The 24,530-nt window shown below is 42.2% G+C and carries 21 protein-coding genes and 3 pseudogenes; 4 read left to right on the top strand and 20 right to left on the bottom strand.

Annotated elements, in window-relative coordinates; translation table 11 throughout:
• Positions 1 to 137 precede the first annotated feature (137 nt).
• Positions 138 to 1,031 carry a hypothetical protein gene (locus tag HADU_RS02985; protein WP_005402067.1) on the top strand — a complete coding sequence of 298 codons (894 nt, stop codon included), beginning with the start codon at positions 138 to 140 and terminating at the stop codon, positions 1,029 to 1,031.
• Between the two features lie 24 nt (positions 1,032 to 1,055).
• On the opposite strand, the gene HADU_RS02980 is transcribed toward HADU_RS02985, so the two are convergent.
• The 4 genes and pseudogenes from HADU_RS02980 to HADU_RS02965 all read right to left on the bottom strand — a co-directional run bounded on the left by HADU_RS02980 (position 1,056) and on the right by HADU_RS02965 (position 4,592).
• Complete coding sequence (locus tag HADU_RS02980; protein WP_008303440.1) at positions 1,056 to 1,967, bottom strand: glycosyltransferase family 32 protein; 912 nt, start codon at positions 1,965 to 1,967, stop codon at positions 1,056 to 1,058.
• Positions 1,968 to 2,021: 54 nt separating this feature from the next.
• Positions 2,022 to 2,781, bottom strand: a pseudogene (locus HADU_RS02975) (glycosyltransferase family 25 protein).
• A gap of 14 nt (positions 2,782 to 2,795) precedes the next feature.
• On the bottom strand, positions 2,796 to 3,791 hold the full coding sequence (locus tag HADU_RS02970) for a Stealth CR1 domain-containing protein (RefSeq protein WP_008303438.1): 996 nt from the start codon (positions 3,789 to 3,791) through the stop codon (positions 2,796 to 2,798).
• A gap of 27 nt (positions 3,792 to 3,818) precedes the next feature.
• Positions 3,819 to 4,592 (bottom strand): hypothetical protein, encoded by a 774-nt coding sequence (locus HADU_RS02965; RefSeq protein WP_050977183.1) that lies wholly within the window; start codon positions 4,590 to 4,592, stop codon positions 3,819 to 3,821.
• 183 nt (positions 4,593 to 4,775) lie between these two features.
• Between HADU_RS02965 and HADU_RS02960 the strand changes: the two are divergent.
• Together HADU_RS02960 and HADU_RS02955 are read left to right on the top strand one after the other, a co-directional pair.
• Positions 4,776 to 5,946, top strand: a pseudogene (locus tag HADU_RS02960) (nucleotide sugar dehydrogenase).
• On the top strand, positions 5,943 to 6,965 hold the full coding sequence (locus HADU_RS02955; RefSeq protein WP_008303431.1) for an NAD-dependent epimerase: 1,023 nt from the start codon (positions 5,943 to 5,945) through the stop codon (positions 6,963 to 6,965). The pseudogene HADU_RS02960 and the gene HADU_RS02955 overlap by 4 nt, the downstream one beginning before the upstream one ends.
• A gap of 58 nt (positions 6,966 to 7,023) precedes the next feature.
• Here HADU_RS02955 and HADU_RS02950 read toward each other — a convergent pair whose 3' ends face one another.
• The 12 genes and pseudogenes from HADU_RS02950 to mazG all read right to left on the bottom strand — a co-directional run bounded on the left by HADU_RS02950 (position 7,024) and on the right by mazG (position 19,442).
• Positions 7,024 to 7,950 (bottom strand): branched-chain amino acid transaminase, encoded by a 927-nt coding sequence (locus tag HADU_RS02950; protein WP_004813074.1) that lies wholly within the window; start codon positions 7,948 to 7,950, stop codon positions 7,024 to 7,026.
• A gap of 24 nt (positions 7,951 to 7,974) precedes the next feature.
• A pseudogene (gene glnE / locus HADU_RS02945) lies at positions 7,975 to 10,726 on the bottom strand (bifunctional [glutamate--ammonia ligase]-adenylyl-L-tyrosine phosphorylase/[glutamate--ammonia-ligase] adenylyltransferase).
• A 78-nt stretch (positions 10,727 to 10,804) separates the two neighbouring features.
• Positions 10,805 to 12,082, bottom strand: a complete 1,278-nt coding sequence (locus HADU_RS02940; RefSeq protein ID WP_008303426.1) for a sensor histidine kinase — start codon at positions 12,080 to 12,082, stop codon at positions 10,805 to 10,807.
• A gap of 694 nt (positions 12,083 to 12,776) precedes the next feature.
• A complete protein-coding gene (yjgA, locus tag HADU_RS02935; RefSeq protein WP_005220967.1) occupies positions 12,777 to 13,310 on the bottom strand; it encodes a ribosome biogenesis factor YjgA in 534 nt (177 codons plus the stop codon).
• Positions 13,311 to 13,312: 2 nt separating this feature from the next.
• Positions 13,313 to 13,582, bottom strand: a complete 270-nt coding sequence (locus tag HADU_RS02930) for an HPr family phosphocarrier protein (RefSeq protein WP_008303424.1) — start codon at positions 13,580 to 13,582, stop codon at positions 13,313 to 13,315.
• Positions 13,579 to 14,430, bottom strand: a complete 852-nt coding sequence (rapZ, locus tag HADU_RS02925) for an RNase adapter RapZ (RefSeq protein ID WP_008303422.1) — start codon at positions 14,428 to 14,430, stop codon at positions 13,579 to 13,581. Before rapZ ends, HADU_RS02930 begins: the two co-directional genes overlap by 4 nt.
• 14 nt (positions 14,431 to 14,444) lie before the next feature.
• A complete protein-coding gene (panC, locus tag HADU_RS02920) occupies positions 14,445 to 15,296 on the bottom strand; it encodes a pantoate--beta-alanine ligase (protein ID WP_008303419.1) in 852 nt (283 codons plus the stop codon).
• 1 nt (position 15,297) lies between these two features.
• Positions 15,298 to 16,107 (bottom strand): 3-methyl-2-oxobutanoate hydroxymethyltransferase, encoded by an 810-nt coding sequence (gene panB / locus HADU_RS02915; RefSeq protein ID WP_008303417.1) that lies wholly within the window; start codon positions 16,105 to 16,107, stop codon positions 15,298 to 15,300.
• Between the two features lie 52 nt (positions 16,108 to 16,159).
• The gene (gene folK, locus HADU_RS02910) at positions 16,160 to 16,645 is read right to left on the bottom strand and encodes a 2-amino-4-hydroxy-6-hydroxymethyldihydropteridine diphosphokinase (protein WP_008303416.1); all 486 of its coding nucleotides are present in this window, start codon (positions 16,643 to 16,645) and stop codon (positions 16,160 to 16,162) included.
• Positions 16,642 to 18,108: a polynucleotide adenylyltransferase PcnB gene (gene pcnB, locus HADU_RS02905; RefSeq protein ID WP_008303415.1), complete on the bottom strand. Its 1,467-nt coding sequence runs from the start codon at positions 18,106 to 18,108 to the stop codon at positions 16,642 to 16,644. The genes folK and pcnB overlap by 4 nt, the downstream gene beginning before the upstream one ends.
• A gap of 136 nt (positions 18,109 to 18,244) precedes the next feature.
• Positions 18,245 to 18,670 (bottom strand): ComEA family DNA-binding protein, encoded by a 426-nt coding sequence (locus HADU_RS02900; protein ID WP_008303414.1) that lies wholly within the window; start codon positions 18,668 to 18,670, stop codon positions 18,245 to 18,247.
• Positions 18,627 to 19,442, bottom strand: coding sequence for a nucleoside triphosphate pyrophosphohydrolase (gene mazG, locus HADU_RS02895; RefSeq protein ID WP_008303413.1), 816 nt, complete (start codon positions 19,440 to 19,442; stop codon positions 18,627 to 18,629). Before mazG ends, HADU_RS02900 begins: the two co-directional genes overlap by 44 nt.
• A 90-nt stretch (positions 19,443 to 19,532) precedes the next feature.
• On the opposite strand from mazG, the gene HADU_RS02890 reads away from it, so the two are divergent.
• Complete coding sequence (locus HADU_RS02890) at positions 19,533 to 20,306, top strand: SDR family oxidoreductase (RefSeq protein WP_004813091.1); 774 nt, start codon at positions 19,533 to 19,535, stop codon at positions 20,304 to 20,306.
• 17 nt (positions 20,307 to 20,323) lie between these two features.
• Here HADU_RS02890 and HADU_RS02885 read toward each other — a convergent pair whose 3' ends face one another.
• From HADU_RS02885 to HADU_RS02870, 4 genes are all read right to left on the bottom strand, one after another.
• Positions 20,324 to 20,971: a 4'-phosphopantetheinyl transferase family protein gene (locus tag HADU_RS02885; RefSeq protein WP_004813094.1), complete on the bottom strand. Its 648-nt coding sequence runs from the start codon at positions 20,969 to 20,971 to the stop codon at positions 20,324 to 20,326.
• Between the two features lie 107 nt (positions 20,972 to 21,078).
• Entirely contained in the window at positions 21,079 to 22,491 is a 1,413-nt protein-coding gene (gene der, locus HADU_RS02880) for a ribosome biogenesis GTPase Der (RefSeq protein WP_004889995.1), read from the bottom strand.
• 176 nt (positions 22,492 to 22,667) lie between these two features.
• Positions 22,668 to 23,816, bottom strand: a complete 1,149-nt coding sequence (gene bamB, locus HADU_RS02875) for an outer membrane protein assembly factor BamB (RefSeq protein ID WP_008303412.1) — start codon at positions 23,814 to 23,816, stop codon at positions 22,668 to 22,670.
• Complete coding sequence (locus HADU_RS02870) at positions 23,813 to 24,511, bottom strand: YfgM family protein (protein WP_004813100.1); 699 nt, start codon at positions 24,509 to 24,511, stop codon at positions 23,813 to 23,815. The genes bamB and HADU_RS02870 overlap by 4 nt, the downstream gene beginning before the upstream one ends.
• Between the last annotated feature and the right edge of the window lie 19 nt (positions 24,512 to 24,530).

Raw genomic sequence — 24,530 nt, 5'->3', positions numbered from 1 at the left:
TACTAGATTAATACTCTAGCATTAGAAATTTCATCTTTTTTAATAGAACAAACGTATTTCACGTTTGAATTTATATTCATGCGATTTTGAATAGAATGTAAATCCAAAAATATCTTAATTTTTAATGCGGTTACTTAATGAATTATTTTTTCTCACACCATATCTTACGAAATATTTATAAATTTATTTATAAAACTTTCATGCCAAAAACTTATAAGCATAACCGTCGTTTTTGGCCACTTTATCAATCAGAAAGAAGCCCAGATGGTCAATTGAAAAGAATATATTTCAATAAAATACTTATTTCTGATAACACTTACATTACTCCAAGCAATAACAAAAAATGTATGCTAATTGCTACGGGTCCTTCTATAAAAACACTTGATCCTAATATATTCAAAAAAAAAGATATTGATTATATTGGTGTAAATGGCGCTATTTCCATGCAGGAAGTTAAATTCTCAAGATATATTATTATTGATCACAACTTTATTGAATCTAGATTTGATTTAGTAAAAAAAGTATTAGACTCAAATTGTATCTTTTTCACCACCCCTCGTTGTCTTGATGCTATTTTAAGAAAGATTGCGTTCGAGAATATTTTATGTCAAATAAAATTAATTGAAACTATTAAAGAAAATACTATTGAAGCATTTCTGCAAAAAGAAACTAAAATTAATAAAAATATGAGCTATTATTATTTTCACAACAATTTCGGCTTCTCAAAGGAAATATTTTATGGCGTATTTGACTATTACACAGTAGCATATGTTTCGTTACAAATTATTTACAAGCTAAATTACAAACATATATATATTGCAGGACTTGATATGAGTAACTTCAATAAACCTAGATTTTATGAAACAAAAGAAAATAAGCAAACTACTTTGTTAGACATACATACACCTACAGTTATAAAAGCTTTCGACACAGCTGCTTTATTTTTAAAAAAAAATGAAGTTAATGTTTTTAATTTATCTAAAAATAGTGCAGTCGAATCATTTGAAAAAATTGATTCAAATCAACTTTAAAGATATTCCTCCTATTAGCAATTTTTAGATATCAATAAACGAGTCGTTAAAATACATTTTCTTACAGTAATAACGACTTAATATTCCCCTTTCTTTTCCTGCCAGTTTGATCAGCTTAGGCTTTTCAACTGGCGGATAATTGAGGGCAAGATCAATCAACACTTTTTCTTTCATCCATTTATTTTTTACTTGATAGAAAAAAGCATTCCGATCACAGTTAATCAAGGTCATACTCGGTAAAGTGGTACGCATAATTTTTTGGCAGGCAACATAAGCAACCAAATATTCTAAACGGCCTATCTCTTGAAAATAGTCCTGATAATTTTCGTTATTTTCTTTAATCTGCTGAATATAAACCTTTGGTGTTAATTCTATAGCTTTAAATAACTCCTCAAACCAAGACTTAAAAAACATATTTTTGGCAGAACTTGCCAATAACCAATTCTCTAAAACAGGAAAGTCTGGGCAAGTAGTATTTTTCTTTCGATAGTAGGCAAAACTGTTCGTTTGATGTTGAGCAACTAACTTTTCAATCCAATCTAGATTTTCATAAACAATTGTACTGGCATCTAACCATATCCCACCGTGTTGATAAATTAATTCAAATCGAATGAGATCAGCTTTCTGTTGTGGTGTCGCATGCTTTAAACGACCATAATCAATATCACAAAACTCTTTGACATTATTAGGTGTTAGAAAGTTTACAACATAGTTTGGATTGTTCTTTTTTATATTATCAACGCACTTCTGCACAAACTCAGGGAGTGAGCCTTCCCAATACATCCAGATAATTTTGGGAATAACTGCATTTTTCTGACCAGGATTGAGAACGATCAGGTCCGCGTAGTTATCTATTGACTCATTGATTTCTCTTTTTTGGTTTGAATACATTGTATAAAATTTCAAAAGATAGAAGAGCTTCTTAAAAAACTTCATAAAATGTACTCAACAAAATAAAGAAAATTATTTATTACAGTCTATAACTAGGACTCAAGACATTAAATGTTTAATTGCATAAAAGCGATCACGCCACATACGCTTCTGTTTCTTAAATCCATGAGAAGCACTTCGATTCTCAAGTTGCTTCCGTTTGATACCTTGAGCAGCAACAGTACCTAAAATATCACTATCCAGACCTGCTGGCTGCACAAATGGCTGCCAAACGCCAAGCCCTTTTCCTGTTTTACTTAACCAACTTTGGAAGAAAATATCGACTGGAACGGTCATGATTTTACCCAGTTGTACAAACTGTTCAGCTCCTTTTCGAGACCAAACCAAGCCTACACCACGTATTGGGAAATAATATGCATGCCACAAGGTATAATGATCAAACTCAACAATGTCTTTTGCTAATTTTTTCTTTTTAGTCAGCAATATTGACGGTATACCAATCCAACTCTTTATGTTGATCTAAATAACTTAATAAAGATTCAAGCTTCTGTTTAAAGTTAGGCAACACTTCAATGTCATCTTCTAAGACAACTAAATAATCGGCATCCGTTTCTAGAAATTTTTCAGCACAACCGTAGTGACTTAGATAACAACCCAACTCAGAATTCATTAAACTACGCCCTAATATTTTCTGAGCAGCAAGATCATCGTAGTTTTCAAATTCAGATAAGGCTTTACCTCGCCCATCATAAGCAGAGAATCGGCTAAAATCCCATCCCGCTTGATTGAGCTGAGCTGTCGCACTTGCTAAACGTTGATCACTGCCGTCTAAATTAATAAGATAAGTCACAACTTTCATTTGCTTTCCTTCGTTTAGACCACAGTAGTCGGTTGAATTTGGCTGGGTAAAAACCCTGTAAATTTTTGAATCAGTGCGGCTCGGATGCGTCCTTCAGCTAATGATTCCAATTGATCTAGACTTTGTATACAGCCAAATTTAATCTCAGAATTAGATAAAGCTAATATAAATTTTTCCAAATCACGACCATCTTTTAAATAAGCAATATCAATATCATCTTTTAAAATGGCTTGATCAGATTGAATTGCTAAATGATTAGACAATCCCACTGGTAACAGTTGATCAATGTTCCTAAATTTGAACTGAATTTGCTGCTCTAAAAGCTCTTTATTATTCTTAAAGTAAGTACTGAGCAAATCACGACTGAGAATATGAGGGCGATGATGGATTTCGTAATATCTAGTCATTCCCACACGATCTGCACTCAGCATTTGAGCCGTTGAATATTTCGCTTCAGCTACCATTCCAAAATTCTGCTGTAAGAATTTTCGGAAAATATATTTCATTTTCTTGATGAGTGTTGCTTGCCAATGTCCATATATCACCATCTGACCATCAATAAGAAAATCACTTAAATCAGACTGTTGATTGAAAAAGAAATCATCATTCAGATAAATAAAATGATTTGAAATCCCTTTAATATTCCACAACATACTTTCAATACTTAATGAATTGAATGTCGGTAAAGCAAACTCATATCCACGAAATAATTCTAGATGATCAACGATTTTTATTTTTCCAACAGGACATAAACCTTGCTGGGAAAATTGGTCTAACCACAAAGGTGTTTGCTGATCCGTCACGACATAAATCGTGCCTGCATATGGAACATACTTAAGAATTGAGGCGATGCAGAAATAGATTTCATCGTTACTTGCAAAACGAGTATCATCCAAAGCATTTGATGGTTCGTTTTGATTCATAAATTGACGGCGTTTATTTTTCAGAGAGATATCATTCCCATCGACCCATGCGATGACGATATCAAGCGGATGCAAACCCTGATTCATAAATCAAAACCTTCCATAAATACAGATTTACTGCCAAGCATCCTTGATCCAATCTGATGGCAATACATAACGATACCATTTACCACCACCACCATTGATTGCATCAGGTGGATTAATTTCACCGTGGAAAATAATAATTTTGACGCCTTCCGGCTTCACAGGCGGCTTGAAATAAGCCATTGGAATTTTTTGCAGGCAGTGATATTTATAGCTCTTGCACCAGGAATCCGGCCAGTAACTCAGTTTCTTTTCCTGATCGACATACCAGGATAAATAAGCCTGCTCATTACGAAACTTCTGACGGATTTCATCAAAATGTTCACGGAAATATGGCATTAAACCAGGAAAAGCTCCCAGCTTGAAACGATAAACCGAGCTATTTCCGGTAATACGCCATGGACGTTTCCAGTCATGAATAATCAGGAAATCACCCGGATGGGTAAAGAAACTGTCAATATTATCGACAATCACAACATCTAAATCGAGGAAAAGTGCATTTCCTTTTAAACCATATAAATCAGGTTCAAAGGTCGATAACTTATTCCAGCCACGTTCAGGACTACCTGCTGGCAAGGCCAATGGCGGAATAGGAAAACATTCAACAGCAGGATCAATGCCCTCGGTACGGTCTGTCAGACACACCATTTTAAAGTCAACCGTAGTATGACGCTTGACCATGTTGTATAAACGATTGACGTACTCTGCCCCATATTTGGTGCCCCACTTCATGCATAGCACAATATTCTGTTCAGACTGTGTATGAGCCTGACCTGACAGTGAGTCGTTTACGTTTTCCTGCATGTATTCATCTTCCACCAGCATTCTGCGCCATATCATACCATCTCTAAAGCAAAGTTACTCCCCCGCTTTTCAACACCTTCATAATACTCAAAATACTTTATGGTATGATATGAAACCGCCTTGAGAACACCACTATTGGCTTGGGCTCTGGCTCCCCTATTAAAAATACATAATCAGGTTGATATGAAAATAGCAGTTGCAGGCACCGGTTACGTCGGCCTTTCCAATGCCATGATCTTCTCACAACATCATGAAGTCGTGGCATTAGATATTATTGACAATAAAGTTGAAATGTTAAATCAGAAGATTTCTCCGATTCAGGATCCTGACATTTCAACTTTTTTAAGTGAAAAGCCACTAAACTTCCGTGCAACAACTGAAAAATATGAAGCTTATCAGAATGCTGATTTTGTCATTATTGCGACACCGACGGATTATGATACCAAAACCAATTATTTTAATACCCAAAGCGTCGAAAGCGTCATTGGTGATGTGGCCGAGATCAACCCTCAAGCAGTCATGATTATTAAATCTACGGTTCCGGTAGGCTTCACCAAAACGGTCAAAGAGAAATTCCATACAGAAAATATTATTTTCTCTCCAGAATTCTTGCGTGAAGGTAAAGCCTTACATGACAACCTTTATCCATCACGTATTATTGTTGGGGAAAAGTCAGCGCGTGCTCAACAATTCGCAGATATGCTGATTGAAGGTGCAATCAAAAAAAGACAGTCCTGTTCTGTTCACTGACTCAACCGAAGCAGAAGCAATCAAGTTATTTGCCAATACCTACCTGGCTATGCGCGTAGCTTTCTTCAATGAATTGGATACCTATGCACAAACGTTTGGTTTAGATACTCAGCAAATTATTGAAGGTGTCTGTCTGGACCAACGAATTGGCAATCACTATAACAACCCTTCCTTTGGTTATGGCGGTTACTGCCTGCCAAAAGATACCAAGCAGCTATTGGCGAACTATAGTCAGGTACCTAGCAATCTGATTCAAGCTATTGTGGATTCTAACCGTACCCGTAAAGACTTTATTGCCGATTCTATTTTGGCAAGGAATCCGTCGGTGGTCGGGATTTATCGACTGGTTATGAAAAGTGGCTCAGATAATTTCCGTGCCTCTGCCATTCAGGGGGTAATGAAACGCCTTAAAGCCAAGGGAGTTGAAGTCATTGTTTATGAACCGGCATTAAAAGAAACCGAGTTCTTTAAATCTGAAGTGATTACTGATTTAGAAGCCTTTAAACAGCGGGCAGATGTGATTATCACCAATCGTCAATCCAAAGATCTGAGTGAGGTTGAAGATAAAGTGTATACCCGTGATATTTTTGGAGGCGATGAATGAAAATTCTGGTAACAGGTGCAGCAGGTTTTATTGGATTCCATGTTTCCAAAAAGCTTTTAGAACGTGGTGATGATGTGGTCGGTTTTGACAACATGAATGACTACTACGATCCAGCTTTAAAACAGGCACGTGTAGATCTGCTGATTCAAACCGCAGAACAGCAGTCGGGGCAGTTCGACTTTTATCATGCCAACCTTGCAGATAAAGCCGCAGTTGACAAGTGTTTTCAGGAACATCAATTTGATCGCGTGATTCATCTTGCTGCACAGGCAGGCGTACGTTATTCGCTTGAAAATCCGATGAGTTATGTGGAAAGCAATATTGTCGGTTTTACCAATATCATTGAAGCCTGCCGCTATACCAAAACACCACATCTGACCTATGCCAGTACTAGTAGCGTGTATGGTGCCAACACCACCATGCCTTTTAGTGAAAAGCATGGTGTCGACCATCCAATCCAGTTCTATGCAGCAACAAAGCGTGCCAATGAATTGATGGCACATAGCTATAGCCATTTATTCAAACTACCAACTACAGGCTTGCGCTTTTTTACTGTCTATGGTCCTTGGGGTCGTCCGGATATGGCTCTCTTTAAGTTCACCAAGAACATTATTGAAGGCAAATCTATTCCGGTTTTTAACCACGGCAACCATACCCGTGATTTCACCTTTGTTGCAGATATTGCTGAAGGCGTGATCCGTTCCAGTGACCAGATTGCTGCACCAAATCCAGACTGGGATAGCAACAATCCTGACCCATCCACCAGCAATGCCCCGTTCCGGATCTTTAACATCGGCAATAATTCACCAGTCAAACTGATTGAATATATCCATGCCATTGAAAAAGCAGTCGGCAAAGAAGCCATTCTGGACTTACTGCCACTACAACCCGGTGATGTACCAGATACTTTTGCGGATAGCTCAGCGCTGGAACAAAGTGTAGGTTACAAACCTTCCGTTTCTGTTGAAGATGGCGTAAAACAGTTTGTTGACTGGTATCGGGATTTCTATCAGGTTTAATAGATTCTTCTAGCCATAAAAAAAGGACTCATTTGAGTCCTTTTTCTATCTGTTGAACTTATTTTACGTAAGTTAACCAGTGTGCATATTTAGGGTCTTTACCCTGAACCGCATTAAAGAATGCAGTCTGGATTTGCTCAGTGATCGGACCACGTTTGCCTTCACCGATTTGACGGTCATCGTATTCACGGATAGGCGTTACTTCAGCAGCAGTACCGGTGAAGAATGCTTCATCAGCAATATAGAATTCATCGCGGGTAATACGGCGTTCAACCACTTCATAACCAAGATCTTTGGCAATGGTAATAATCGTTTGACGGGTAATACCATCAAGCGCACCACCTGCGATATCAGGTGTATGAATCACGCCATCACGTACCAGGAATACGTTTTCGCCTGAACCTTGACATACATAACCTTGTGGATCTAGAAGCATTGCTTCGTCATAACCAGAATGTGCTACTTCTTGATGTGCAAGGATAGATAATGTGTAGTTACCTGATGCTTTGGCTTTACACATGGTCACGTTAGGGTGATGGTGGGTAAATGAAGAAGTTTTTACGCGAATACCCTTCGCCATTGCTTCATCACCCAGGTAAGCACCCCAGCTCCACGCAGCAACCACTGCATGAATGGTATTGTCAGTTGCGGCAATACCCAGTTTTTCAGAACCAATAAAGATAATTGGACGTAAATAGCAAGACGCTAATTTGTTTTCACGAACGACATCAATTTGAGCTTGTTCTAACGCTGCCTGATCAAATGGAACTTTCATTTGATAAATTTTTGCAGAATTAAGTAAACGTTTGGTGTGTTCTTTCAGACGGAAAATAGCCGTTCCATTCGGGGTTTCATAAGCACGGACACCTTCAAACACCCCCATGCTGTAGTGCAAGGTATGTGTTAATACGTGAGTTTTTGCCTCACGCCAATCTACCAGTTGTCCGTCTTGCCAAATGAAACCATCACGATCAGCCAAATTCATGCCACAAACTCCAATTTTTCACAATTATTCACTATCCAGTGCAAATACTGCACTTGGATCAATCAGTCTTTGCCATAACTTGCAAACGGTCTTTCGGGTATCGTGCCAGTCGCTTGCAGACACTTGCATGGATTGATTTGCAAGGGCTAAGCGGTGGCTCTCGGCGCGTTCACGGAGATAAGCTTGAATCAGAGCAGTCGCATCGTCGCTGGATAAGCAACCTGATTTTGCGGCATCCTCAAGGATTCGTACATTGTCCGAGTAATGGGCGAGATCTTTATTCGTCCCACTCCAAGCTAACACCGCATACTGTGCCATAAATTCGATATCAACGATACCACCTGCATCTTGTTTTAAATGAAAAATTCCATCTTTTTTTTGCTCTTTTGAAGAACCCAGATGATCTTTCATTTTCTGACGCATTTTTAATACTTCTTCACGCACATGACCGATATCCCGTTTTTGGGTCAAGATATCACAGCGCAATATCTCGAATTTTTTACGTAAACTCATTTCCCCTGCGATTGGACGGGCACGTACCAAGGCTTGATGTTCCCAGAGCCAGGCGCTCTTAAACTGATACTGTTACAAAAGCTTTCAGACTGGTAAACCAATAAACCTGCCTTCCCTGAAGGACGTAAGCGGGTATCAACTTCATAAACCCGCCCATCCAAGGTTTGTGTAGTCATCAGTGACATCAGCTTTTGCGCCACACGCATGGCAAATTCAAAGCCACTAATTGGTTTCAGTCCGTCAGTATCTGCCTGTTCATTCATAAAATGAATAAATACCAAATCCAGGTCAGAACCATAACCGAGTTCAATCCCGCCCACCTTGCCATAGCCAATCACGGCAAAAGCAGTATGATCGACTGAACAGCGTTGCCCTTCGGCATCAAGTGGGAAACCATGCTTTTTGGCCACAATTTGATAGGCTAAATGCAAGGCAGCATTTACAGACACTTCAGCAATATCAGTCAAAGCATCTGATACTTTCATTAAAGGACTTTCTGCCAACACATCACTGGCAGCAACAGCCAGCACATTGGATTTTTTAAACAGACGCAATACCCGCATCTGGTCTTCCACCTGATCAAGCTCAATACGCAGCAACTGCTGACGTAGAGAATCTTCAAGATCTTTACGCTTTGGCAGCTCAAAATCCATAGACAGGAATTCATCCAGTAACACCGGATAATGGGTTAATTCCTCACAAATCCATGGGCTGACAGTTGCCATCTTGACCAGACGCTGAAGTGCACCTTTGCTTTCAATCAGCATGACCAAGTACACAGTGCGGCGCATGACTGATTCAACCAATGGCATCAGACGCACTAAAGCCGTCTGCGGCTGATCAGATTGCAAAATTGCTTCAATCAGATAAGGCCAAAATGTTTTTAAACGCTGTAAGGCTTTGGCCGGCAATTTTTTAAGGTATTACTGTTCCAGAACTCATGCACCAGATTTCGGGCATTTACATCTAGTACTGCATTTAACTGCTGTTCCAGTTGGCTAAAACTTGAGAGTTGAGTTTCTGGACCATTCTCTTTAATCAGATGTTCAAACTGGTAAATCACTTTGGCGCGCTTCTGATCCAACACATCCATAAATGCTGCCCAGTCAGCAAAACCCAAAGTATCAGCAATGCGCTGGCGAGGGTCATCTTCGGTTGGTAATGACTGAGTTTGCTGATCATTCAGCGCCTGAATCGCATGTTCAACCCGGCGCAGGAATAAATAAGCATCCTCAAGATCTTCTACTGCTTGTTCATCTAGTAATTCAGCCGTAACCAAGTGCTTGAGACTGACCAGACATTGGCGATCCTGTAATTCCAGCTTGGCACCACCATAAATCAGCTGATACACCTGAACAATGAATTCAACTTCACGAATCCCGCCAGCACCAAGCTTGATATCATCTTCAATATTGCGGCGCTGCACTTCACGCTGGATCATCGCTTTCATTTCACGCATAGCAGCGAAAGCACTGTAGTCCACATAGCGACGGAACACGAATGGACGTGTCATCTCTAGTAACTCATCACCTTCAGGCGTTGGATTGACAATCCGCGCCTTGATCCAGGCATAACGTTCCCATTCACGACCATGCTGGCTGAGATATTTTTCCAGCGCGACATGGCTAATTGCTAATGGTGAACCATCCCCCCAAGGACGCAGGCGCATATCGACACGGAAAACAAAACCATCTGAGGTAATATGATCTAACAGGTAGATCAGCTTTTGTCCCCACAGAATGCAAAACTGCTGCACATCAATACATTTTCGCCCATCGCTTTCCCCTTGCTCGTCAAAAGCAAAAATCAGATCAATATCGCTAGAAAGATTGAGTTCCTGAGCACCGAGCTTACCCATAGCAATTACAATTAAGTCTTGCACCTTTCCATTGTAGCCAATCGGCTGGCCATACTTTGCAACCAAGGGAATACGGGCAAAATCTTTGGCGGCACAAATGGCGGCATCGGCAAAATCAGAAAGTTCACGAGTGAGAGTAATGACATTAGTAAGTTGATTGGCATCCTGCCAGATCCAGCGAAACATCAGGCGAGCACGCAGAGTACGTAACGTACTCATCCATTTGTCTTCATCACTAATATTGGTAAGGGTATCTGTGACAGATTGCTTGATTTGTTCAGTACTTAAAGCATGCTGAAAATGGTCAACTGCATAGTCCTGCTGCAGCAAGGCAGCGTGTCTGGACAATACCTGCTCGGCATATTGGCTTGCCCTTAAAGTTTTCTGCAATTGTACGTCGTTCATTTCCAGTCCTTGTCACCTGCAAGATTTTTTCTAGTTATAACAGGTGACTGGCAGCGCTGTGAATGCCTTGGACGGAAATTAATTTTTTTCTTTTAATGCACCTGCCGGTTCAGCAAGTGCCAGTGCCTGATGTTCATTGGTGGCTTTTGGCAACAATACACTAAAGGTCGTACCCTGACCTTCTTTAGAGTCCACATAAATTTGACCATGATTCAGATCGACAAATCGCTTACACAATACTAGACCAAGACCCGCGCCTTTTTCGTTATCTGTGCCTTTCACACTTACTGTCAGATTTGGCTTAAACAGATTTTGCATCTGCTCTTCAGTCATGCCCAGACCGGTATCCTGCACGCTGATTCTGACCAGTTCGTCTTCAGCTTCAGCAGTCAAAATGACCTGACCTTGCTGATCGGTTGGGGTAAATTTCAGTGCATTGGAGACCAGGTTTTGCAGCACTGAAGTAATCATGTTGATATCAGCATTGACTTTCACTCCTTCAGGAATGCGGTCAATCAGGTCGATTTTTTTATTTAATGCTAAGCTTTTGAGTACATCGCAAACAATTTTGCTGGACTGTTTTAGCTCAAAGTTGATCGGATGGTAAACGAAACGTCCCCCTTCAGCCATCGCCCAAGTCAGCAGGCTTTCCAGCAAGTTATAAGTTGACTTGGCATTTTCACAGATATAATCGGCAATATTCTGAACACTTGAATCATCCAGTGTATGACGTTCTTCAGCCAATACTTCCGAGAATCCAAGTAAACCATGAAAGGGTGCACGCAGGTCATGAGCAATAATCTGGAAAAATTTCGTCTTACTGAAGTTCATGGCGCATTGCTGCTCGTACATTTCCTTCAGTTCATTATAGTCTTCATGCAAGCGAATCCGTCCGACCAGCCCATCGGCAAACTCCTGCACCAGACGAATATCTTCTTGATCAAAGCCCTCTTCTTCCTGATCAAAAAATACCACATGACCAATTGAATGGGTATCACTGGCTTTCAGATTAAAGGAGATCAGGCGCTTATGCTCTACGCCAAGACTACGAATATATTCTGACATTTCTGTATAGGCAGGATGCGTACGATCCAGACAGTCATCATTTTTAAGATAATTGAGCAGATTTAATTCGGGCGGCGTTTCAAACCCCCAAAATTCTGAAGCAGTGGAATACCAGATATAAGGTTCTTTATGAAAACCCAGTAAACATTTTTCAGTCTTGAGTAGCCGACGTGCAACTCGAGCAAATGTATTAATTAGGTTATTGGAAGTATTTACGCCCAAAATAAGAGACAGGCGGCATGAGCTTAGCTGTTCAGTATTTTGACCTATCTCCAGAAGGTTAAGCTTCATCTCTGCCTCTCATGGTTATGTTTATTTATTCGACCAATTTTATACAATCAATAACAAAGAATCTAAACAGTCTCAACAACATTTCCTAACATCTAGATTAATTGATTTCATTACATTTAACTACGTATACGTTCACTTTTTCTTTAAAAAATGTAAAACAAATTTGACATTAACCGTTATTTGTAAACCTATAAACAACCCTGATAATGTCACTGAAATGTCTATTTTTTCATCACCACTTGTAACATGCACCTAAACTAAATACTAGTGCCAGGCCTATAGATAATTAATTTAATTTAAAATAATAGCACCAAAATAAATTCTTTAGATTAATATTATTAAGAATTTCTTCAAAAACTAATCTTTTACGAGTAAATATCCTATTGTTTGCTTCATAATGCTCAAATGATTAATCTTCTAACTAACCATGTAATTTAGTTAATTCTTTGATATGTCTAATTTTTGTTAATTAAGCACAATAAAACTGGCATAAAGTACCAATTTTTTTTGTTAATGACTGAGATTTCCTTACTGTTAATTGTAAGCAGCCACTACAATTCTTATAAATTGTTTCTTTAAAAGTTATGCTTGGGTTCATAATTCCAGATCATGAATCTTATATAATTTTCCGTCTGGTAAAATACGGATATAAAAAAAGCGACCTTCTAGGATCGCCTTCTCTATCGACACGAAATCAATTATCTGAAATCAATGCTACTTGCTGTACATAGTTGAACAGTTTCAGCTTTGATGCTGCAACCTCTTCTTCAGATGCCTGATTTTTTAGATCACGATGTACACGCAAATAATGCTGACGTAAGGTATGACGTTCTGTTGCATTATAGGTTTTGGTAAATTCGTTAATCGCCGGATCACCATCTTTGACAATACGGTCAACCCAACGCTGTAATTGTGCTGTCTTTTTCAAACCCTGTTTTGGGGTCAGATAGGACAGAATTACGGTTTCATTTTCGTTACGTAGTAATTTGCCAATACGTGAGAATTGGCGACGACGTGCTTCATGTGAACTAATTTGCTGAACATCCAGCAAGGCTTCAATCAAACGCTCTTCAACAGGAAGGTTCTTGATTTGTTTCGCACTTAGTTCTGCCAACTGTGCGCCTAAAGCAGCCATACGCTGAACTGCTTTTTTCTGTTCGGTTTTACTTGCGCGTCCCTCTAAAGATTCGAAATCTTCTTCAGTTAAACTGCTCGGTCGACGTGCCACGATTAATCTGCCTCATAAAATTTTGCCGCAAACAGTGCCTGAATTTCAGATAAAGCTTTTTCTTCATCTGCTCCTTCAAGTACCAAGCGTAATGTTGTGCCTTTGCCCGCTCCTAGCATGAGCAAGGACATGATATTTTTTGCATCGACGAGCTTGTCACCCTTTCCAATCTGAATATTGGAACGAAATTTGGTGGTGACTTCAATGAGCTTACCCGATGCCCGCGCATGTAAACCCAATTTGTTAATTACGTCAACCGTCGTATCAATCATGACCAGTGCTTCATTTCTCGGTGGAGGACTTGAACAGACCATTTTGCCTCAAGCGCTTTTTTTAGTCTATCCACAATATAAACAGAACGATGCTGACCACCGGTACAACCCACAGAAACTGTGATGTAGTGACGGTGCCCTTCAGCAAAAGCCGGTAGCCATTTTTCCAAAAAGTGGTAAATGTCCTGGAACATGTCTTCTACCTGCTCACTCTTTTCTAGGAAAGTCTGCACAGGCTGATCCAGTCCGGAAAATTTACGTAGTTCCAAATCCCAGTGCGGGTTAGGCAGATGACGCACATCAAAGACATAATCAGCATCCAATGGAATACCATGCTTATAACCAAAGGACTGTAAAATCAGAATTAGGTTATCAGTCTGACCGAGCTTATGCAGCAGGGTATGCTTCAGGTCATGTACACTTTTGTCAGAAGTATCGATATGTACCGTTGAGCGCAACTGGATCGGAAGCAAAAGTAATTTTTCTTCCTGAATACACTCATTCAAGCTCTTGAAACGTGCAGCCAGCGGATGCGGACGGCGTGAAGCACTAAAACGTGCAATCAGCTCCTGATCCTGCGTAGTCAGATAAATAACATCGACTGTGCCATGCTGTTGCAGCTGTTCAAACACATGATCAAATTCTTGCAGATCCGCCCGCGTACTACGAACATCCACCCCTAATGCCAACTGTTCCAGATTATTTTCCTGATCCAGTTTCGCGACAATTTCAGGAAGCAGTGCCAGCGGCAGGTTATCAATACAGTAGTAACCCAGGTCTTCCAGCACCTGCAAGGCAGATGACTTACCTGAACCAGATTGGCCTGTCACAATTAAGATGCGCTTCATGCCCTGCTACCCTATTAATGACGTGCAGAATATTTTACCTGCAGATTGTCGATCAAACGTGTTTTACCTAATTTCGCCGCAATGAATAACACAAGATCCTGATTAAATTCATCAATCTTTTGCAATTCTGGCGTACGTGCCTCAATATAATCTACCACAAAACCAGCCTCTGTGAGGGTCTGGCGAATACCAGTCAACACAGTATCTAACACTATACCTTCATGCAGCTGCTGTTCCGCTGCTTTTAAGCTGCGGTAGATCACTGGTGCAGTCTGGCGTTCCTGCTCGGTCAGATAACCGTTCCGTGAACTCAGTGCCAAACCATCTTCAGCGCGCGCTATCGGCACCCCAATTACTTCCAGTGGAATATTCAGGTCTTGCACAAACTGGCGAATCACTGCCAGCTGCTGATAATCTTTTTCACCAAAGAAAGCATAATTTGGCTGAACCATGTTAAACAATTTTGTCACGACAACTGCTACGCCATCGAAATGCCCCGGACGCTGTAAACCACACAGGTCATTAGTGATATCCGAAACACTGATATTGGTCAGACGCGGCTTGTTGCCATACATCTGTTCCACACTTGGAGTAAAGACGATGTCACAGCCTACTTCAGCCAATAACTGCTGATCCTGCTCCAAGGTACGTGGATAATTATCAAAATCTTCGTTTGGCCCAAACTGAATCGGATTCACGAAGATGCTGACCACGACTACATCACATAACTTGCGGGCTTCACGTACCAGATTTAAGTGACCTTGATGCAGATTCCCCATGGTGGGTACGAAGCCAATAATTTTACGTGCTGAACGAGCCGGATTTAATGAGGCCGCCAAACCCTGGATGGTAGTTTCTGTTTTCATCTTATAACTCAACTTGGAATGTATGTTCAGGTGCAGGGAATGAGCCGTCTAGTACAGCAGCATGATAGGCCTTGAATGCATCCAGGATTGCATTGGCACCTAATTGTTCTTTCATAAAGTTACGTACAAATTTAGCTGTATGACCAAAGTTCAGGCCCAGCATGTCTTGCACTACAAGCACCTGACCATCCGTATCTACACCCGCACCAATACCAATCACTGGAATCTCCGGGAATAACTCAGCCACTTCTTTGCCAAGTTGTGCAGGCACACATTCAAGCAATAACAAGGCAGCACCGGCTTCAACCACAGCCTTACAGTCAGCAAGCAGCTGATCTGCCGCTGCACGGTTACGTGCCTGTAATTTATAACCACCAAATACATTCACTGATTGTGGTGTCAAACCTAGGTGTACACAAACTGGAATACCGTTACGCGTCATGACCTGTACGGTTTCAGCCAGCCATGCTCCACCTTCCAGCTTGACCATCTGAGCACCCGCCTGCATCACGGTACGGGCACTTTGCAAGGCATCATTCAATGTTGCATAACTCATAAATGGCAGATCAGTCAGGATAAAGGCATGCTGATTTGCACGGCGCACTGCAGCGGTGTGATATGCCATATCGGCTACAGTCACTGGCAAAGTAGAATCATGCCCCTGAATGGTCATACCCAGGGAATCCCCGATCAGAATCGTATCTACTTCGGCAATTTCCATGGCTTTGGCCATGCTGGCATCGTAGCAGGTCAGGCAGGAGAATTTACGGCCGTCCGCCTTGAATCGTCTTAAGTCGCTCAGACTGATCATGAAGGTGTTCCTCTCTTATTGAAGTTCTCGCGAACATACCAATAACTAAAAATTAAATATTTGCCCAATTCGTGCGATCAAGGACCGTCAAGGTCGATTGTTTTACGATGTCTAGGTCTTTTAATGATTGTCCATTCAGCTGTAATTCAGTATCAAGATCCAACAACGGCAATAATACAAAATCACGTTCCATTACACCGATATGCGGCACAGTCAAACGCTCATTCTGAATACGTTCATCACCGTAAATAAGCAGGTCCAGATCCAGGGTACGTTCACCCCAGTGGCGTAAACGTACCCGACCCGCTTCCTGTTCCAATGCCTGTAGACGATCCAGTAAATCGAGTGGTGCCAGATCGGTAATCAACTGCACCACAGCATTATGATAATTTGGCTGATCCTGTGGACCCATCGGTGGACTTTGATACAAATGGGATATTTTCACTGTTCCCAAGCTTGCCAGTTTCTGTACCGCCTCAGCCATAATCTGGCGCGAATCACCAAGATTACTGCCTAAGCCAATATAAGTAATGGTCATTGTGTCGGTCCAAAAACAACTTGGTTTAAATCACGCTGTACACGCTTACGTTTCATAATTGGATGATCCGGACCAATCTCACCGCTTGCACTCGCTGCTGCATGAGAAACTGGTTTCTCTGCTGCTGGCTTAGGTTTGCGGGTACGACGGTTACGTGGTTCCGGCTCATTGACTAATGGCTCAATCTCAGTGGTTTCCTGAACAGCCAGACGCTGTTCCAGATGCTCTTCCTGAGTCGCTTTACGACGGCTCTTGGCACGCTGACGGTTATACTGTGCAATGGCACGTTCTTTTTCGTCACCGCCCATTTGCTGATAAGCATCCCACCAGCTCCCCATGCCCTGTGCCGTTTCATCACCTGATTTTTCGCGGAGTAACAGGAAGTCAAAGCCGGCACGAAAACGCGCATGACCAGACAGCGCTTCAATCTGCTGCGGTTTTGGATTCAACAGCCGGGTCTGCATTTCCCAGACTTCACGGATAAAGGTTTCCGCAAAACGTGGAATGATGGTACGGGTTGCTTGACGCTTCAGCACATCCAGGCCTGCTTGAGCACGTGCTTCAGCTGGAATAATGCCTTTACTCAAGTAGAAATCACAACGTTCCAGGAATGGCTTCCATAACAATACAGCATAGAAGAACGCGGGATTAATCGTCTTGCCAATCGAAATACGCTGATCGGTATTGGTCGCAGCACGTTCAATAAACGGTGTGATTTCAGGCTTGATCTCTGCAAACAGCTGACGCCAGATCCCGAAATCAATCAGCATTGGTAAGACGCGGTTGAGATGCCCCATGGTGAACAGCTTCTGTGACTCATCATAAAGACGATGCGGAGATACATCACGAAGCAGCTGGGTCATTTCTGGTGTAAAAATATCCAGAATCGCTTCATCAATATTGAAATTTAATTTTGCTGCAAAACGCAACGTACGCAGCATACGGACTGGATCTTCTTCAAAGCGGAGTGTTGGATCACCCAGCAGGCGCAGTGTTTTATGTTTAATATCATCTACTGCATTGCAGAAATCCAGCACAATACCTTTACGTGGCTGGTAATACATTGCATTAATCGAGAAATCACGGCGAGCAAAGTCCTGCTCGATAGTTCCCCAGTTATTGTCACGCAGAATCATGCCCTGCGCCGAAGTGACGGCCTTTTTCGGCGGTGCCCGGAAAGTCGCGACTTCTACCAGTTCGCGACCAGAATAGACATGAGCCAGCTCAAAACGACGCCCGATAATACGACAACGTCGCCCGAATACTTCTTTGACCTGAGCGGGAGTTGCGTTAGTGACAGCATCGAAATCCTTGGGATTCAAGCCCAGCATCAGATCTCGTACACCACCACCAACAATATAAGCTTCATAGCCGGCCTTATTTAAGGCATCAATCACATCGAGGATATAAGAAGGTAATTGAGCGGTTGATAAACCACATTTTGACGCGCGCAAAGTTTGCAAAAGACGCTGTCTCCTACGTCTGAACGTAAAATTCTAAGATGACGCTAATCATATCGCTTACACGGCTAAAGGGCAATTTGATTATGTCAATCCTGTATCCAGCAATGATAGAGGATTCACTTTAAATTTAGATGATTTACAGCGCCAGTCGAGCTTGATTTTTAGCAAATAGTGCGGGACCAATCCCCTTGACCAACTGAATATCTTCAACACGTTTAAACTTGCCATGCGTGTTGCGATATTCAATAATTGCTTCTGCTTTCTTCTGACCAATGCCATGCAGCTGCTGCAACTGCTCGACCGTAGCGGAGTTCAGCCGGATCCTGTCTGCACTGGAAACAGCTGCAAGCTCTGGCTTCGCCAGATAGTGATTGCTATGATTTTGGGATGGCTGATTCTGCTGTTGTTTCAGCCGTGCATCATATTGTTGCTGTTTGGCCTTCCAGTCAGCATAACTTTCATTTTGAGCAGCAGCTGCAAACGAACTGTACAGTATAGATAAAATTGTAAGGATGATACTAATCAGTTCTCTGCTGATTGACCGAATTTTTATTATTTTCATGCGTGACCCGTTGTTTTAATTCTTGTTTCGCCTGTTCCCACAACTGATCCAGTTCAGTCAGTGACAGGTCTTCTATATTCAGATTCTGTTGTACTGCCTGATGTTCCATCAAGGCAAATCGAGTACGGAATTTATGGATAGTACCTAATAGTGCCATCTCACTCGAAATTCCAAGTTTACGACCAACATTGACCAGAGAGAATAAGCAATCACCAAATTCTTCCAGAATTTCGTCGGATTTCTGTCCTACCATTGCCTCTTTAAATTCACCTAACTCTTCTTCAAGCTTACCGAATGCACCATCCACATCAGGAAAATCAAAACCAATTTTTGCCACATTTTTCTGGATTTCGTCTGCCTGTACGAGTGCCGGTGCATGTTTCACATCATCCAGACGGAAACGGGGCTTACCCTGTTTTTCTTGTGCCTTAATCTTTTTCCACAATACAGCCACATCTTCAGGGCTGAGTTTGGAAAACTGTTCAGCCTGAAATACATGTGGATGACGGCGGATTAATTTATCGCTAATCGCCTGCACTACATCCTGAAAATTAAAAGCACCTTGCTCACTGTACATCTGCGACTGAAAAACCACTTGTAATAACAGGTCACCAAGCTCATCACGTACATCTTCAGTCTTACCGGAACGAACAGCCGCTTCAACTTCATACGCCTCTTCAATCGCATAACGCGTTAATGATTCAGGCGTCTGCTGTTGATCCCACGGACATTTTTCACGTAATTCTCGCATGATGCTCAGTAATTGTTCCACCTTTAAACCTCTTTATTTTATCGGACAAGAAAATATCTTTTGCTCAATGTTTGCTATGCTCTAAAAACAATCAACATGGAGGTGAGCTCAATGCACAGTATCTTTATTAGCGGGGCAGCACAAGGAATCGGTGCTGCTGTTGCCAGCCTATTTTGCCGCGAGAATTACAAGGTCGGTATTTACGATCTGAATATTAGCCTTGCCGAACAACTGGCTGAGCAGCTAGGCCCGAATGCGCACGCTGGCTATCTGGATGTTGCCAGTTATGAGTCCTGGCAAACCGCTTTACAGGATTTTGAAGCCTGGGCAGGCAAGATCAATATTCTGGTGAATAATGCCGGCATTCTCTATTCAGGAAATTTTGAAAAGTCCCCCATTGAAGCACACCACCGTACGGTCGATATTAATATCAAGGGTGTGATCAATGGCTGTCATGCAGCCTTTCCCTTTCTGGAGCGTGCTGCTTTTGCCCGGGTCATTAACCTTTCCTCTGCTTCCGCGATCTATGGTCAAGCTGACCTCGCTTCTTATGCGACCAGTAAATTTGCCGTACGAGGACTGACAGAAAGCCTGGATATTGAATGGCACAAGCATGGCATCCGGGTCATGGATGTAATGCCACTTTTTGTGCGCACTGCAATGGTTCAGGATATGCAGGCAGAAAGCATCAAGAAAATGGGCGTGCATTTGAGTGCAGAAGATGTCGCTCAGGATATTTTAAAACTGGTACAGCGCAAGGACAATTTACTGGTTCCTACCCATCAGCCAGTCGGCTTTAAAAGCCAGTTCTTATACCATTTGTCACGTTTCAGTCCGCAGTTTGTGAACCGCATGAGTAATTTGCTAATTGCCCGAAAACCCTGATTCTTATATCCCCCTGTTTATGCTACCGGATACTGGTAAATCTGAATCTGTGGAAAACTGAAGCCACGACAGGACTGCTCAGCCTGCCATGCCACGCTGAGCACACAATCACCAAATACATAGTTTTGAAATCCAAAGACCCCAAGCTGCGCATGCTGACACAGGCCACCCTGCTGCTGTGGATGTACTTTAGTATTGAGCTCACTTAAGTTCATACGAATACCCATACCATGTGCTTTTAATACTGCTTCTTTGGTGGTCCAGACCTTAAACCAGTATTCAGGATCACAGTCCAGCTGTTGCCAGCTCGCGTATTCTTCAGGGTGAAAGGCATGCCGTGCCAATGCATCAAAACGAACTTTACGGCTTAATTCTTCAACATCCACCCCAATTTCTTTGACTGTTTGGCTCATGGCAAGTGCATAAAAATTTTGGCTATGGCTATGGTTAAAGGCAATATTTGAGTGGTCTTTGAGATAGGGTTTGCCATGCTCTGCACGTGCAAGATCATGATCGCAAATTAAGAAATTCAAAGCACTGGATAAATACTGATTTCGCAATTGAACGATGTGTTGTTTACGTTGCTGGAGATACGCTTGACGCGTTAGTCCATCAGATGTGGCTTGAATCGGCAGTTTATGTAAATTAATTCGAATCTGACGCATTAAATGGTCCTTTATTGCTCAAGTGAATTATAAAACAGTTCAGACCTCTCTGGTAAAAACACAAAAAAGCCTGCTATTGCAGGCTTTTTACTTTATTCAAATACAGATTAACCGCGTTTGAATTTCTTCTCAGCTTTCTTGAATTTCTGAACATAACGACGCTTACGTGCTGCAGTACGTTCATCAATTTGCGACTTGCGACCTTCGAACGGGTTTTCAGACGTCTTGAATTCAATTCTTACTGGTGTACCTTCAAGTTTATAAACTTTGCGGAACACATTTTCCAGGTAACGACGGTAATCTGCAGGGGTTTTATCGACCTTGTTACCATGAATAACAATAGTCGGTGGGTTCTGACCGCCAATGTGCGCATAACGCATTTTGATACGACGGCCTTGAACAGTTGGCGGCTGGTGTGCTTCAGTCGCATCTTGCAGAATCTGGGTGATTTTTGCAGGAGAGACTTTCAAGTGTGAAGAATCATAGGCACGGTGGATCGAAGGATAAAGCTCACCGACACCGGTACCATGTAATGCAGAGATCAAGTGAATCTTCGCCCATGGAATGAAGTCAAAACGACGCTCCACATCCAGCTTACACTGTTTACGATCATATTCAGACATATTGTCCCATTTATTGATCGCAATCACCATGGCACGACCTGCTTCAATCGCATAACCGATCAAGTGCAAGTCCTGCTCTACAATCCCTTCACGTGCATCAACAACTACGACAACCACGTGCGCATCTTTCATCGCCTGCAAAGTTTTCACGATTGAGAATTTCTCAATCATCTCATCAACTTTACCTTTACGACGTACACCTGCGGTATCGATCAAAGTGTATTTACGGCCATCACGTTCAAATGGAATGTAAATCGAGTCGCGTGTTGTACCGGGCTGGTCAAATGCAACCACACGCTCTTCACCCAGTAAACGGTTGACCAAGGTTGATTTACCAACGTTCGGACGACCAATAATCGCGAGACGCAAACCGGTATTTTTATCGTGTTCAGCTTCAGACTCATCTTCAGGCACATCTGCAAGTACTTCTTCAAGCATCTGCTGTACACCACGACCATGACTCGCCGCCACTTGCATCGGCTCGCCCATGCCAAGTTTATAGAACTCAACTAAAGCAGCTTCTGCGTGTACTCCATCTACCTTGTTCGCAACGAGGAAGACTTTTTTACCCAAAGTACGCAGCTCACGGGCAATCTGTTCATCAGATGCCAACAATCCGGCACGTGCATCGACCACAAAGATAATCATATCTGCTTCATGGATTGCAGTTTTAGACTGCTCTGCCATGTAAGAGTCGATCCCACCTTCGTTCTCACCGATACCGCCAGTATCAACGACAATGAAGGATTTATTTTGATAGACAGCATCACCATACTTACGGTCGCGTGTCAGACCTGCAAAGTCTGCCACCAATGCGTCACGGCTCTTGGTTATCTGGTTGAACAGAGTTGATTTTCCGACGTTCGGACGACCAATGAGCGCAATTACGGGTTTCATAGATTAACCTTTATTCAATATCAGGCTGTCTAAAAATGGCCTGAACATCAGAAAGTTCTGGAAGAAAATGGGAATAGGATTAAAGCCTAAAATAAATAAAAACACGGGGCATTGAACATTCAATCACCCCGCGTAAAAAATACGGTTGGCTTATTTTAGCATAAGCCACAGAAAAATTAACGATTCTGCCAGATACTGTAAGCACCCTTGCGTGTCGACACATAGAGCTGGTTGTCGATCACACGCAGTGTGCGAACTTCACCAGAAGTCTTGGAACGACCAACAATCTGTCCAGTAGACGGATCAATCAGGTGTAATACACCGTCCAGGTCACCGACTACAAGGTCTGTACCCAGCATGACCGGGTTGCTCAGCTGACGGTTTAACAGCTGGTCATTTTCCCAGAGTTTCTGGCCAGACGTAATTTCATAGGCGGTGATTTTACCATCAGTCTGAGCTACAAAGACACCATTACCTACAACTTCTGGACGCTGGATACTGCTGGCATCTTCACTCCAGATCACCTGTTGTGAAGCCAGATCAAGCACAGTCACCTGACCTTGATAGCTGGTTGTTACTACAAACTGACCAGCAACGACCGGTTCACCATCAATATCATTCAGACGTTGAATATCGGAGCGACCATCAGATACCGCTACACGGCGCTGCATTTTTGGCACGCCAGTAACTGTATCCAGAGCATAAATATAGCCGTTTGCTGAAGCAATCAGTACATGACGTGGGTCAAGTGCGACTGGTGCCGCTATACCACGCAGGCTGAATTGTACATTAGGTAGCTTATAAGTCCACACCTGTTTACCAGTACTGACTTCATGAGCGAAGACCATACCGTCATTCGCTACGGTAATCACACGGTCTGCATGCACTAAAGAGGGCGCAATAATGGCACCCGACAATTGAGCAGCCCAACGCTGTTCACCCGTCTGCTGATCTAAAGCAAACAGCTGACCTTTGGTATTGCCTGCAATCACCAGACCAGAAGCCGCCTCCACACCCGCGCTTAAGCCCGCTTTAGACACTTTTTTCTGCCAAAGACGTTGCTTGCCCTGATAAGCAGAAATTTCCCCATTTGGATTAATGGCAAAAATCACACCGTTGTCTGCATCGAGGCGTAAACGTAATGGATCTGCTTCATCCGTAGAAGAAACACTGCTAGAAAATACAGGAACTAGTGATTTTGCCTGTGCAAGTTTAGGAAGTGGATTTGGCTTGGCTTCTTCCACTTTAATGGTTTTCCCCGCACAACCTGCCAAAGCAAGGGTTAAAACGGTTAAGGCACAGGTGAGTTTGTATTTTCTATTCATTCAGTTTCTTCCACTTGTGTATCTATAATCGGGCGTTCAATTTCAGGATCATCGACCAATACGCCAACACTTTCTAGTTTAATTTGTAAAATCTGACGTTCTTCTTTGCGTTCTACCAAAGTATCCCATGCACTTTGATACACTTTCTTGGCATTTTCAATATCATTTTTGGCAACATAGATATCTCCACGTGCTTCATCCGCAGTTGCTTTAAAAGCAGGCTCATTCACCGCTTCTAAAGTTTTCAATGCTGCATCATATTTTTTCTGTGCCAGCTGGGCATATGCCAGACGAAGTTTAACTACTTGCACCAGACCTGCATCATCCACCTTGGAGTTTTCAACTTTCTTCAGTGCACGTTCAGCTGCTGCATAATCTTCTTTGTCATAAGCCAGTTTTGCCATTACTAGCTGAGTCTGAATCGCCTGCGCTGAGTCAGGTGCTTCCTTGACAATCTTGTCCGCAGTATCAGACAGTTTAGCAAACGCATCGCCCTGAGTAGAACGTGCATCATCCATTAACTGCTGTACCTTGGCCGTTTGCTTCTGCGACTCCGCCAGGTTCTTCTTCTGCCAATATTCCCATCCAAAAAAGGCAATCAGCGCAACCAGAATCCCGGTAATGATTGAAGAACCATACTTCTTTGTGAAGGATTTCAAACTTTCAAGTTGTTCATCACCACCAATTGCGCTCATGTGATTACCCCTTTCCTAA

Source organism: Acinetobacter sp. HA, assembly GCF_000264725.1.
Classification (GTDB): Bacteria; Pseudomonadota; Gammaproteobacteria; order Pseudomonadales; family Moraxellaceae; genus Acinetobacter; species Acinetobacter schindleri.
This window is presented reverse-complemented; position numbering and strand designations above follow the sequence as displayed.